The organism is Serinicoccus kebangsaanensis (genome assembly GCF_008919445.1).
GTDB lineage: Bacteria > Actinomycetota > Actinomycetes > Actinomycetales > Dermatophilaceae > Ornithinicoccus > Ornithinicoccus kebangsaanensis.
The window spans coordinates 44,185-56,802 of record NZ_VSLG01000010.1 but is presented as its reverse complement, the minus strand read 5'-3'; the positions used below and the strand labels follow the sequence as shown (position 1 = coordinate 56,802).

At 72.8% G+C, this 12,618-nt stretch carries 11 protein-coding genes; 8 read left to right on the top strand and 3 right to left on the bottom strand.

Annotation, left to right across the window (positions count from 1 at the left end; translation table 11 throughout):
- Nucleotides 1–87 precede the first annotated feature (87 nt).
- A complete protein-coding gene (xylA, locus tag FXF60_RS11385; protein ID WP_151526088.1) occupies nt 88–1,275 on the top strand; it encodes a xylose isomerase in 1,188 nt (395 codons plus the stop codon).
- A gap of 25 nt (nt 1,276–1,300) precedes the next feature.
- Here the strand turns inward: xylA and FXF60_RS11380 are convergent, their stop codons facing one another.
- Nucleotides 1,301–2,068 carry a sugar nucleotide-binding protein gene (locus FXF60_RS11380; protein WP_151526087.1) on the bottom strand — a complete coding sequence of 256 codons (768 nt, stop codon included), beginning with the start codon at nt 2,066–2,068 and terminating at the stop codon, nt 1,301–1,303.
- A gap of 80 nt (nt 2,069–2,148) precedes the next feature.
- On the opposite strand from FXF60_RS11380, the gene FXF60_RS11375 reads away from it, so the two are divergent.
- Together FXF60_RS11375 and FXF60_RS11370 are read left to right on the top strand one after the other, a co-directional pair.
- Entirely contained in the window at nt 2,149–3,492 is a 1,344-nt protein-coding gene (locus tag FXF60_RS11375) for an MFS transporter (protein ID WP_151526086.1), read from the top strand.
- Nucleotides 3,489–4,919 carry a pyridoxal phosphate-dependent decarboxylase family protein gene (locus tag FXF60_RS11370; RefSeq protein ID WP_151526085.1) on the top strand — a complete coding sequence of 477 codons (1,431 nt, stop codon included), beginning with the start codon at nt 3,489–3,491 and terminating at the stop codon, nt 4,917–4,919. The genes FXF60_RS11375 and FXF60_RS11370 overlap by 4 nt, the downstream gene beginning before the upstream one ends.
- 36 nt (nt 4,920–4,955) lie before the next feature.
- On the opposite strand, the gene FXF60_RS11365 is transcribed toward FXF60_RS11370, so the two are convergent.
- Complete coding sequence (locus tag FXF60_RS11365; RefSeq protein ID WP_202879620.1) at nt 4,956–6,404, bottom strand: MFS transporter; 1,449 nt, start codon at nt 6,402–6,404, stop codon at nt 4,956–4,958.
- 120 nt (nt 6,405–6,524) lie between these two features.
- Between FXF60_RS11365 and FXF60_RS11360 the strand changes: the two genes are divergently transcribed.
- The gene (locus FXF60_RS11360; RefSeq protein WP_151526084.1) at nt 6,525–6,911 is read left to right on the top strand and encodes a hypothetical protein; all 387 of its coding nucleotides are present in this window, start codon (nt 6,525–6,527) and stop codon (nt 6,909–6,911) included.
- A 47-nt stretch (nt 6,912–6,958) separates the two neighbouring features.
- On the opposite strand, the gene FXF60_RS11355 is transcribed toward FXF60_RS11360, so the two are convergent.
- Nucleotides 6,959–7,225, bottom strand: a complete 267-nt coding sequence (locus tag FXF60_RS11355; RefSeq protein ID WP_151526083.1) for a helix-turn-helix domain-containing protein — start codon at nt 7,223–7,225, stop codon at nt 6,959–6,961.
- 46 nt (nt 7,226–7,271) lie between these two features.
- On the opposite strand from FXF60_RS11355, the gene map reads away from it, so the two are divergent.
- The 4 genes from map to FXF60_RS11335 all read left to right on the top strand — a co-directional run bounded on the left by map (nt 7,272) and on the right by FXF60_RS11335 (nt 12,589).
- A complete protein-coding gene (map, locus tag FXF60_RS11350; protein ID WP_151526082.1) occupies nt 7,272–8,051 on the top strand; it encodes a type I methionyl aminopeptidase in 780 nt (259 codons plus the stop codon).
- A gap of 191 nt (nt 8,052–8,242) precedes the next feature.
- Nucleotides 8,243–9,604 carry a recombinase family protein gene (locus tag FXF60_RS11345; RefSeq protein WP_151526081.1) on the top strand — a complete coding sequence of 454 codons (1,362 nt, stop codon included), beginning with the start codon at nt 8,243–8,245 and terminating at the stop codon, nt 9,602–9,604.
- Nucleotides 9,605–9,854: 250 nt separating this feature from the next.
- Nucleotides 9,855–10,184: a helix-turn-helix domain-containing protein gene (locus FXF60_RS11340; RefSeq protein WP_192796709.1), complete on the top strand. Its 330-nt coding sequence runs from the start codon at nt 9,855–9,857 to the stop codon at nt 10,182–10,184.
- On the top strand, nt 10,181–12,589 hold the full coding sequence (locus FXF60_RS11335; RefSeq protein ID WP_151526079.1) for a hypothetical protein: 2,409 nt from the start codon (nt 10,181–10,183) through the stop codon (nt 12,587–12,589). Before FXF60_RS11340 ends, FXF60_RS11335 begins: the two co-directional genes overlap by 4 nt.
- Nucleotides 12,590–12,618 lie beyond the last annotated feature (29 nt).

Genomic DNA, 12,618 nt, shown 5'->3' with positions numbered 1-12,618 from the left:
CGATAACGATTTCGTTACGGCACGGCGGGACTTGCGGGCGTTGGCGACCCCCTATAGTTTTGTCACACAACCAATCAGGAGGTCTTCATGGCGAGCAGCGCGGCACCGATCAACTTCACCTTCGGCCTGTGGACGGTCGGTTGGCAGGCCCAGGACCCGTTCGGCGATGCGACCCGGCCCGCGCTGGACCCGGTCGAGTCGGTGCGCCGACTGGCCGAGCTGGGCGCCTCCGGGATCACCTTCCACGACGACGACCTGGTGCCGTTCGGTGCCTCGGCGGCCGAGCGTGAGCAGACGGTCGCACGCTTCCGGGCCGCGCTGCAGGAGACCGGTCTGACCGTGCCCATGGTCACCACGAACACCTTCGCCCACCCCGTCTTCAAGGACGGCGCCCTGACGAGCAACGACCGGGAGGTGCGCCGGCTGGCCCTGCGCAAGGTGCTGCGCCAGGTCGACCTCGGTGCCGAGCTGGGGGCCGAGACCTTCGTCATGTGGGGCGGCCGGGAGGGTGCCGAGTACGACGGCGCCAAGGACTACGGCGCCGCGCACGAGCGGTACCGCGAGGGCCTGGACGCGGTCGCCGGCTACATCAAGGAGCAGGGCTACGGTCTGCGCATCGCCCTGGAGCCCAAGCCGAACGAACCGCGGGGCGACATCATGCTGCCCACGGTCGGGCACGCCTTGGCGCTCATCGCCCAGCTGGAGCACGGCGACATCGTCGGGGTCAACCCCGAGGTCGGGCACGAGCAGATGGCCGGACTCAACTTCACCGTCGGCATCGCCCAGGCCTTGTGGGCCGGCAAGCTCTTCCACATCGATCTCAACGGCCAGCACGGCCCGAAGTTCGACCAGGACCTCGTCTTCGGCCACGGCGACCTGCTCTCGGCCTTCTTCACCGTCGACCTCCTGGAGAACGGCTTCCCCTCCGGCGGCCCGCGCTACGAGGGCCCGCGCCACTTCGACTACAAGCCGTCCCGCACCGAGGACCTGGACGGGGTCTGGGCCTCGGCGGCCGCCAACATGGCCACCTACCGCCTGCTGGCCGAGCGGGCAGCAGCCTTCCGCGCCGACCCCGAGGTGCAGGAGGCCATGTCCGCCTCCGGCATCCCGGAGCTGGCCCGACCCACCCTGGACGAGGGTGAGACCGCGGCCTCCCTGCTGGAGGGCTACGACTTCGACGGGCTGGCGGCCGAGTCCGACCGCCTGGCCGAGCGCGGCTACGGCTTCGTGCGCCTCAACCAGCTCGCCGTCGAGCACGTGCTCGGCGCCCGCTGACCGCGGGCCTAGCGGGTCGGCTCGGTCACGGGCGGGCGGAGAGCGGTGCGATCAGGTCCTCGTCGCCGATGAGGCGGGTGTCGTGGTCCAGCTCCTCGTGCTCCTCCACCGTCCACGCGTGACCCGTGTGCCGGGCGACGTACCGGACGATCTCCGGGAAGGTCCAGCCGTCGGCGGCGTTGCTGTCGAGGTGCACGGTGCCGGAGCGATCGGACGCCGCCAGGGCCACCAGCGCGGCCGCCGTGTCCGCCATCCACGATGTCGCGGGTCGCCACAGCCTGCTGGCCCGGACGAGTCCGCCCGCGGCATCGGCCTGCGCGGCGAGCTGCGCCACCATGTTGTTGCCCAGGCCCTCGGGGTCGGCCTGCCACCCGATCCGCGCGACGACCGCCTCCGGGTGGGCCTCGCGCACCGCCGTCTCGCAGCGCGCCTTGTAGCTGCCGTAGTCGTCCCGCGCGGTCGGCGCGTCGTCCGGGCGGAACGGGCCGTCGGGATCGTCCGGCGCGTCGCCGAAGACGGACACCGAGCTGGTGACCACGATGGGCACGGCGTGGTCCCGTGCATACCCCGCCAGCCGCCCCGCCCACGCCTCGGCACCCATGCCGAGGTGGAAGATGCCGGCCGGGCGGACCGCCGCGAGGTAGGCCTCACCCGCGGCCACGTCGTCCGGTGGCACGGCGCCCCGGTCCCATCCGACGACGTCGCCGCCGAGCTGGACCAGCCGCTCGGCGACCTTCGGCGCCACCGTGCCGTTCAGTCCGGTGATCAGCCAGGTCCCGTCCATCCGCCTCATGGGGCCGAAGGCTAGCGGGCGGGTCCGCCCCCCGGCCACGTCGGCAGGACCTGCCGAGGGCACCGCTAGGCTGACGCGCCATGCAGCGTCGTGTCCCCCGCCCGGCCGTGCTCGGGTATGCCGCGGGCAGTGTCGGCACCGGCGGGTTCAGCACGCTGCCCGGCCTGGTCCTGGCCTACTACCTCACCGACACGCTCGCCGTCCCCGCGCTGCTGGCCACGCTGGTCGTCATCGTCCCGAAGGTGTGGGATGTCCTCATCGACCCGGTCGTGGGGGCCCGCAGCGACCGGCAGGCGGCGTCGAGGGCGGGCCGGACCCGGCTGATGCTGCTGGGGGCGCTCACCCTCCCCCTCGGGTTCGTGGGCATGTTCGCCACCCCGGAGGGTCTCGGTCCGGTCGCCGCCGGCCTCTGGGTGCTCGTCTTCTTCGTGCTGGCGACGACGTCCTTCTCCTGCTTCCAGGTCCCCTACATCGCGCTCCCGGCCGACCTGACCAGCGACTACGCCGAGCGCACCCGCGTCCTGGCGTGGCGGATCGCGACGCTGGCGCTGGCGATCCTGCTCGTCGGCGCCGGTGGTCCGGCCATCCGCGACGCGGCCGGCGGCGGCCACGCCGGCTACCTCTGGATGGCGCTCGGGATCGCGGTGCTGCTGCTCGCCGGCATGCTGGCCACCATCGTGGGCACCCGCCGCCACCTCTCCGGCACGACCGGGACGCAGGCCACCACCGCCCTGTCCGGCTACCGGGCCGGGCTGGTCGTCTGGCGCGAGGAGCAGGCCTACCGGACCCTGCTCACGGTCTTCGTGCTGCAGGCGCTCGCAACCGGCGTGATGCTCGCCGCGGCCCAGTACGTCGCGACCTACACCCTCGGCGACCAGGCCGCGCTGACCTTCCTCTTCGTCGCGCTCGTGGCGCCGGCGCTGCTGGTCATGCCGCTGTGGACGAGGTATGCCGCCGGTCGCGGCAAGCCCGCCGCGCTGCGGGCCGCCTCGCTCGTCTTCGCCGCCGCGACGGCCTGCCTGGCGGGGCTGGTCTGGGCCCCGGGGTGGTGGGTCTACCTGGCCGTGGGGGTGGCGGGCGTGGCCTACGCCGGCATGCAGCTCTTCCTGCTCGCCATGCTCCCCGACGTCATCAGCGCCGCGGGTCGCGAGCGCGGCGGGGCGATGAGCGGGCTGTGGACCGCCGGCGAGACGACGGGTCTGGCCCTCGGCCCGGTGGTCATGCTCGTCCTGCTGGGGCTCACCGGCTTCCGCTCCAGCACCGCCGGGGAGCAGCTGACCCAGCCCGAGGCCGCCTCCACCGCGATCGTGCTCGCCTTCTCCCTCCTCCCGGCCGCGCTGGTCGCCCTGAGCCTCGTCGCGCTGCGGCGCTACGTCGATCCGGCACCCGTGACCCCCGCCGTCGTGACGGAAGGCAGCCCGTGACCCAGCCCACCCCGGACCAGGTGCTCGCCCAGCTGGCGGCCTACCGCGAGCACGACGCGCCCACGCACGGCGGCCGGGTGCTCAGCTACGTCTACGACAGCGGCCTGGCCGAGCTGGACGAGCTGGCCGGCGCGGCCGCCGCCCAGGTGCAGGCCGTCAACGCGCTGGACCCGACGACGTTCGGCTCGGTGGCGCTGATGCAGGCGGACCTGGTGACCTTCGCCCGGGACGTGCTGGGTGGAGGGCCGGGCACCGTCGGGGCGGTCACCTCAGGCGGCACCGAGAGCATCCTGCTGGCGGTGCTGGCCGCGCGGGAGCGCTGGCGCGAGCGTCATCCGGGCAGTCGCGCGACCCCGCGCATCGTCGCCCCCAGCACGGCGCACGCCGCCTTCCACAAGGCCGCGCACTACCTGGGGCTCGAGGTGACCGCCGTCCCGGTGGACCCCGCGAGCGGCACCCTCCCGGCAGCGCGGCTGGTGGAGCACCTGGACGACGCGACGGCGCTGGTCGTCGCGAGCGCACCGGCCTACCCGCACGGCGTGCTGGACCCGGTCGCCGAGATCGCGGCGGCTGCGACCGCCCGCGACCTCCCGTGCCACGTGGACGCCTGCGTCGGTGGCTTCGTGCTGCCGTGGTGGCCGGGGGCGGAGGCGTGGGACCTGTCCGTCCCCGGCGTCACGAGCATCTCGGCCGACCTGCACAAGTTCGGCTACGCCCCCAAGGGCGCGTCGGTGCTGCTCTTCACCGACCCGGACCTGGACCGGGCGCGCTACTACGCGCTCACCGACTGGCCGGGATACCCGGTCGTCAACCCGACGGCCCTGGGCTCCCGCTCGGCGATGTCGCTCGCGGCGGCGTGGGCGGTGGTGACCCGGCTCGGGCCGCAGGGGTATGCCGGTCTCACCGCGTCGGTCGTCGAGGCGACGGCGTCGGTGCGCCAGGTGCTCGACCGGGTCCGCGGGCTGCGTCTGGTCGGGGAGCCGGTCGGTCCGTTGCTCGCGGTCACGACGGACCCGGGCCTCCCGGAGGCCGAGCGGGTCGACCCGCACGCCTGGGCCACCGCGGTCGCGCGGCGCGGCTTCGTCCTGCAGGGGCAGCCGGCCCTGACCCAGGCCGACGGCACGACGATCCCCCGGTCCACGCACCTGACCATCACCCCGGTGACGACCCGCGTGCTGGCCGAGCTCGGCCGGGCCCTGACCGACGGCGCCGACGACGTGCGCGGGCGGCCCCCCGGCCCGGCGGCCGCGGAGGGTCCGCCCGGTGCAGGCGCCCTTCCCGACCCGGTGGCCCTGGCGCACGCCGCCCGGGAGAGCGGGGAGCTGGACCTCGCCGCGGTGCTGGCGCTGATCGAGGGCCTCCCGCGCGAGCAGAGCGCCGGGCTGCTGGTCGACTTCCTCGCCGCGTTCACCGCGCCGCGCGCCTGAGCGGCGGGCGTGCCACGGCCCGTGGCCGGGTCCGGGTCAGCTGCGGCGTGCGCGCCGCCGCCACCCGTCCCAGACGGCTGCGCCGAGGGCCGCGAGCAGCAGCGCCAGCGCCGTCGCGATCGCCGCGCGGAGCCCGGCACCCGGGTCCTGGTCCGAGCCCGCACCGAGCTGGTAGGCCGTGATGAGCACGGCGGCACCGATGGCCGAGCCGACCCGCTGACCGGTCTGCAGCGCACCACCGGCCGCGCCGCCCATCCGCGGCGGCACCTGCGCCAGGGTCAGGGTGAAGTTCGGTGAGACGACGGCTCCGCCGCCCAGTCCGGCGAGCAGCAGCGGCAGCGCGAGAGCGGCCCAGAGCCAGGGCCGGTCCTGCGCCCAGCCGGCCAGGAGCGCCAGCAGCACCAGCCCGGTCATCATGACCACGAGGGCCCAGACGACCAGCGGACGACCCACCCGGGAGACGGCCCGGCCGGCCCACGGCGAGGACACGGCCGACCCGACGGCGAAGGGGGTGAGCAGCAGCCCGGTCGCCAGGGTCGAGTAGCCCAGACCGTCCTGCAGGTAGACCGAGAGCACGAGGAAGACGCCGGTGAAGCCGGTGAAGTAGAGCGAGCCGACCACGATGCCGTTGCCGTAGCCGGGGGTGCGGCGCAGCAGCGCGACGTCCAGCAGGGGCGCCCCGCCGCCGCGGCTGAGCCGCCGCTCCCAGACGACGAACGCCCAGCCGAAGGCCGGCACCCCGGCGAGCAGCACGAGCAGCCGGGTCTCCCCCGACTCGAGGGCCACCACCGGCAGCAGCAGGCACAGCACCGCGAGGCCGAGCAGCACGGCGCCGACGAGGTCCAGCCGTGCGTCCGCCGCCTCACCCTCGGCGCGCGTGTCCGGCACCATCCGGGCGATCGCCACGAGCAGCACCACCCCGATGGGCACGTTGACCAGGAAGATCCAGCGCCAGCCCCCGTCGTCGCCGGCGAGCGCGATGATGACGCCGCCGAGCACCGGGCCGACCGCGGAGGCCACCGAGACCACGAGGCCGAAGAGCCCGAAGGCCCTGCCGCGCTCCGCGCCGGAGAAGAGCTCCTGGATGAGGCCGGTGTTCTGCGGCGCCAGCAGACCGGCGGAGATGCCCTGGACCAGGCGCGCGGCCACCAGCACGCCGGCCGTGGGGGCCAGGCCGCAGGCCGCGCTGGCGAGGACGAACCCGGCGAGTCCGACGAGCATGAGCCGTCGCCGGCCCCAGGCGTCCCCGAGCCGTCCACCGGTGACCAGCATCAGGCCGAAGCTCAGGGCATACCCCGAGACGACCCACTGGATGGTGGCGGCGGAGGTGTCCAGGCCGCTGCGCATCGAGGGGATCGCGACGTTGACGATCGTCACGTCGAGCAGGGACATGAAGCCCACCGCGAGCGTGACGGCGAGGATCCGCCAGCGTGCCGGGTCCGGCTCGGGTGCGGTGTCGGTCTCGGTCTCCGGCTCAGCCGTCACGTCGCACCCTGGTCACCCGAGCATGCTAGGCGGCGGCACCGACATCCGCCTGCCGTCCGGGCCCGACGCTCGCCGCTTGGCTACGCTTAGACCTCAGCCGGGACACCGAGAAGGAGCACCATGCAGAACTCGTCCATGCCGCGCACCACCGTCACCCTGGGCGTCCTGCTCGTCGCGGTGGGGGTGATCGGCTGGATCGCCGCCGGCATGTCCAGCTGGACGGCCCTCATCCCGGCCATCCTGGGTGTGGTGCTGGCGGTCTGCGGCGTGCTGGGACGCAGCAACCCCAAGGTCTGGATCCACGCGGCCCTGGTGGTCGCCGTGGTCGGAGCCCTCGGGACGCTGCGCAACGTCATGGGTCTGGGCGACCTGGTCGCGGGCGAGGCCGAGCGGCCGCTGGCCGTCATCTCCGGCACCGTCACCTTCGTGCTGCTGGTGGGGTATGTCGTGCTCGGCGTCCGCTCGTTCGTCGCGGTGCGCCGCGAGCGCCGGTCCGCCGTCGGCTGAGCCCCAGCCACGGCGCCGATGACGCCGACGGCCTGACAGGTGTGCTGTCAGACCCGGGAGACGTCGTCCGCGGGAGCGGTCACCTGCGCCCACACCTCGTCCAGGGAGAGTCCGAGCACGCCCGTGACGGCAGCGACCGTCGAGAACGCCGGCGTGGCCACCCGGCCCGTCTCGATCTTGCGCAGCGTCTCGGGCGACACGCGGGCGTCGAGCGCGACGTCGAGGATCGAGCGCGGGCCACGGGCCAGCCGGAGCAGGGCGCCGAGGCGCTTGCCGCGTTCGATCTCCTCCGGCGCGAGCGGAAGTCTCACCATGTCCGGGATTCTAGTACCGGGATGATCTGGACGGTATAGTTATTGGGTGATCGAGATCCTCACCCCGACCCAGGTGGACCAGGCACGCCGGACCGGACGCCTCGTCGGCGAGATCCTCCGGACCGTCAAGGAGCGCACCCAGGTCGGCACGAACCTGCTCGACATCGACCGGTGGGCCCAGGAGATGATCCTCGAGGCCGGGGCGCAGTCCTGCTACGTGGACTATGCGCCCTCCTTCGGCGACGGCCCGTTCGGGCACTGGATCTGCACCTCCGTCAACGACGCCGTCCTGCACGGGCTGCCGCACGACGACCGGCTGGCCGACGGGGACCTGCTCTCCCTCGACCTCGCGGTCAGTCTCCACGGCGTCGCCGCCGACGCGGCCATCAGCTTCGTCGTCGGCCGGCCCCGCTCCCCCGAGGACCAGCGGATGATCGACACCACCGAGCGTGCGCTCACCGCCGGCATCGCCGCCGCGCGACCGGGAGCCCGCATCGGTGATCTCTCCCACGCGATCGGCACCGTGCTCTCCGACGCCGGCTACCCGATCAACCTCGAGTTCGGCGGGCACGGCATCGGGACGACCATGCACCAGGACCCGCACGTGGCCAACACCGGGCGACCCGGCCGCGGCTACCGGCTGCGCCCGGGTCTGATGCTCGCGCTGGAGCCCTGGGTCATGGCCGACACCGACCGGCTCGTCGTCGACGCCGACGGGTGGACGCTGCGCAGCGCGACCGGTGCCCGGACCGCGCACAGCGAGCACACCATCGCCATCACCCACGACGGTGCCGAGGTGCTCACCGCACCCGCTCTTCGTCGCTGAGCCCCCTCCCCGACCGGCCCCTCACGTGCCGACGGACGTGCACGATGCCGTGCGCGGCATACCCCACCGCAGGTCAGCGCCGAGTGATCGACATCGTGCACGTCGGGCGGCACGCCGAGCCATCGCCCGCGACCGCGTCAGGAGCTACACGTTGAAGCGGAACTCCACCTCGTTACGCTATCGTACAACATATGACCACACGCACCGCCATCTACCTCCGCGTCTCCCTGGACGCCACGGGGGAACGCCTGGCCGTCGCTCGGCAGCGCGAGGACTGCGAGCGCATCGCGGCGGATCGAGGGTGGGAGGTGGTCGAGACCTACACCGACAACTCGGTCAGCGCGAGCAAGCGCACCGTCGCCCGCCCTGCCTACGAGCGCATGGTGCAGGACTACGCCGCGGGCCGCTTCGACGCCCTCGTGTGCTGGGACCTAGACCGGCTCACCCGCCAGCCGCGCCAGCTCGAGGACTGGATAGACGCGGCCGAGGAGCGCGGCCTCATGCTGGTGACCGCCAACGGTGAGGCAGACCTGTCGACCGACGGTGGTCGACTGTTCGCCCGCATCAAGGCGTCGGTCGCCCGCGCCGAGGTGGAGCGCAAGTCCGCCCGCCAGAAGCGCGCCGCTGCCCAGAGGGCCGACCGGGGCAAGCCACCCGCGGGGGTCCGACTGACCGGCTACACGGTGGCCGGTGACGTCGTGCCCGACGAGGCCGAGACCGTCCGCGCCATCTTCGCCCGCTTCGACGCTGGGGACTCCCTACGAGGGATCACGGTGTGGCTCGCCGAGCAGGGCCACACCACGCGGCGAGGCGCGGCCTGGAATCCGTCGACGGTCCGCACGATCCTCACGAATCCCCGGTATGCAGGCCGCGCCGTCTACCGTGGCGAGGTGACCGGCCAGGCGGGCACCTGGCAGGCGATCGTGGACGAAGCCACCTTCGACAGCGTGCAGGCACGCCTCACCGACCCGCGGCGGATCACCAACCGCGCCGGGACCGACCGGAAGCACCTCGGCTCGGGCCTGTATCGGTGCGGCGTGTGCGGTGGTCGGGTGCGCTCGCACTCCGGAGGCCGCTACCGCTGCCCCGAGGGCGGGCACATCACGAGGATGGGTGCGAGCATCGACGCCTACGTCACGGCCGTGATCCGCGCCCGACTCAAGCGTCCCGACGCAGCCGAGGCCCTGGCGCCGCACAAGGACGAAGGCCGGGCAGCGCAGGCCGCGAGCGACGTTGCCCGCCTCCGCTCCCGGCTCGCGCAGGTCGAAGCCGACTACGACGCCGGCCACATCGACGGCCGCCGCTTCGCCGTCGCCAGCGAGAAGGTACGGGCCGAGCTCAGCGCAGCCGAGGCCGCTCGCGCCGCCCTGACAGGCCCCAGCCTGGCCGCCCTACTGACCGCCCCAGCTCCCGGTGAGGCATTCGACGCCCTCCCCCTCGGCAGCAGGCGCGAGGTGGTCGACCTGCTCGCCGCCGTCACCCTCAACCCCGCCGAGCGTGGGCGGAAGTTCCGCCCGAATGACGGGACCGTCGATATTGAATGGCGCTCCTGACCTGCAGACTCACTATTCGTGAGCATTCTTAGTGGGTTAGATCCCTTTTGACTCGCGATGACGCTGCTTGACATTCTTGCGAGCGCCGTGCATGCTTTGTATCAGCCGAATGGTCGAGGGCGAGATGCCTTCCCTTTCGGTCAGCGGCCCAAGTAGCCGCGAGGGTCAGGCGCGAGATGCGACCTCCCCGCACCGCCGGTAGCGAGATGCCGGGACGCGGTGCAGGAAGTCCGCATCGAGAGGCGCCATCGTGGCCCCGCAGACCGCTACATCACCCCCTCAGCTCGCCGAGCTAGAACTGGATCGTCACACCGGCGCGGCCCTGGCCGGCGTGTCCCTCCGCACGTTCGATCGCTTCGTCTCCGCTGGTCAGCTCCCCGCCTACAAGGTCGGAGGGCGCACCCGCTTCCGCCGCCGCGAGGACGTCGAAGCCCTCGTCCGACCAGTTGCCCGCGACGTCGACCCGATCGACGAGCACGTCGCCGCCCTGGTCGACGCCGCCCCCGTGCTGACTCCAGCCCAGCGTGACCGGCTCGCCGCCATCTTCGCCTCTGGCGCCAAGGCGGTGCAGTCGACGTGACCGCCAGCGACAAGGGCCGCGCCCTGGCAGGTAGCGCGGCCCTCATCTCCTCCGAAATACAGTCCCAGAATACCAGCCCGATAGCCGCCTGGAATGCAGCGCGTGGGATTCTTCCCAGCGAGACAGTCGCCATTGCCACGCTCGACGACGCCGGCCGATTCATCGCCACCACGCGGACGGCCGAGGTCGCCGACAAGGGCATCGCCGCCACGATGGCAGAGGCTGACTGCTGGGTCAGTGCCAACCCAGTCCGCGCCGGACTCCCGGAGGGCCGCAAGGGCACCGCTGGCGACGTCGTGCGGCTCGCCTGCATCTACGCCGACCTCGACGTCAAGCCCGGCGCCCTGCCGACCTGGACCGCGGCTGAGAACATCATCGCCGACCTGACGATGATGCTCGGAGTGGCTCCCGCGGCCGTCGTGATGACCGGCCACGGGCTGCAGCCGGTCTGGCGTATCGAGCAGGAGCCGGGCCGCACCGACTGGCCTGACGGCTCCTCATCGGAGCCCTTCCGCGCCGCCCAGGCCCTCACGCGCCGCTGGGGCCGCCTGGTCGCGCACGTCGCCTCGATGCACGGCGGCGAGGTCGACCCGGTATGGAACCTCGACCGGGTGCTCAGGGCACCTGGCACGACCAACCGGAAGGGGCAGCCGATCCCGACCGAGCTGCGCTCGACGAGCACAGACGTGCTCACCCTCACCCGGCTCGCCGAGACTCTCGACGAGTACGCCGTGCCCGAGGTCACGGAAGACACGATCGCCCTCGATGAGGTGCTGTGCCCCGCCGAGCACTGGCCCACCCCGGCCCGGTCCTGCTCCTACGCCGCAACGATGGTCAAGGGTTGGGCCAAGGACAAGCCCACCAGCGGCGGCCGGCACGGATGGTTGGTCGCGCAGGCGACCCGGCTCGCCGCCGCTCAGCGCTCCGGCTGCCTCTCGCTCGAGGATGCCCGGTCCGCGCAGGCCGCGCTGGTCGAGCGGTTCACGACCCGCCTCAACGTCGGCGCGAAGCGTGATCCCGCGCCCGGCGAGATTGCCGGCGCGCTCGCCTGGGGTCGGAACCGTGCCGCCGCGATGACGCACGACCGTGCCCGCGCTGAGCTGGGAGGGCACACACACCCCGACGAGCACCCCGTCGAGTCCTACGCGCCCGCGCCCCTGGCCGCAGTGGAGGAGCTGACCGCACAGTGGTTCGGACCCGGCTACGACCTCGACGTCATGCGCGCCACCCTCGCTGTGGCGGCAGGCTCGCTCTACCTCGATGACGCGCCGGCGTGGCTGCTCATCTGCTCCGGCTCCGGCGCCACGAAGTCAGAGACGATGGCGCCCCTGGCCGACCTCGGAGCCGTGTCCGCATCGACCCTCACGGGTGAGGCGGCGCTCCTGTCCGCGACGCCCGCCAATGAGCGGGCCGCCGATGCTACCGGCGGTCTGCTCGACGAGCTCGGTCCCCGCGGGCTGCTCCTGCTCAAAGACGTGACCAGCATCCTCTCGATGAACCGAGAGCGTCGTGCCGAGGTGCTGGCCGCGCTGCGAGAGATTCACGACGGCTCCTGGACCCGCACCGTCGGCGCCGAGGGCGGCCGCCGTGTCTCCTGGAAGGGCCGGGCGACCGTCATCGGCGCAGTGACGACCGCATGGGACGCCGCGCACTCCGTCGTCTCCCGGTACGGCGACCGCTTCCTCATCGTCCGCCCCAACGTGGAGGAGTCCGAGGAGCTGGCCGCGGCGGCGCTACGTGCGGCAGCAGCCGAGGGAGGCCTGGCCCGTATGCGGGCTGAGCTGACAGCCGCCGTTGGGGGGTTGCTGCAGAACGTGCAGCCTCGACATGTCGAGCTCGACGAGGGTCGGGAGGCACGGCTCCTGGCCGTGGCCGACCTAGTGGCCCTCTCCCGCACCGCCGTCGAGACCGACTACCGGGGCGACCCGACCGAGGCCCACGACCGGGAGGTGCATACCCGCCTGATCGTGCAGCTGCTCCAGCTCTATCAGGGAGCGGTCCTCATCGGGATGACGCCAGCGGATGCCGAGCGTCTGTGCATCCGCGTCGCCGCCGACACGATGCCACCGAGCCGCGCTCGCGTTCTCGACGCACTGCTAGCAGGTGGGGAGTCAGCCGGCCGCACCAGCTACGCCCTCGCTCGCCGGCTGGGGGAAGACCCCCGCACCGTTGACCGCATCCTTCACGCCCTCCGGCTGCTGCGCATGGTCAACGACAGCGACGACGGCACGCGCTCCTGGCACCTAACGCTCAGCACTGCCCGCCAGCGTGCGCTAGCCGTCATGGCGCAGGCGCGCGGTTATGTCCAGATGCCCGCCCAAGTGCTCGAAATGCTCCAAGTGCCTACCACTTCTAGCGAATCAAGAACGTTATCGGACGTTTCCGCGCGTCCTCGCTACCCCTAGAGCAAGCCCCACCGCTCGCAAGCCCGTGC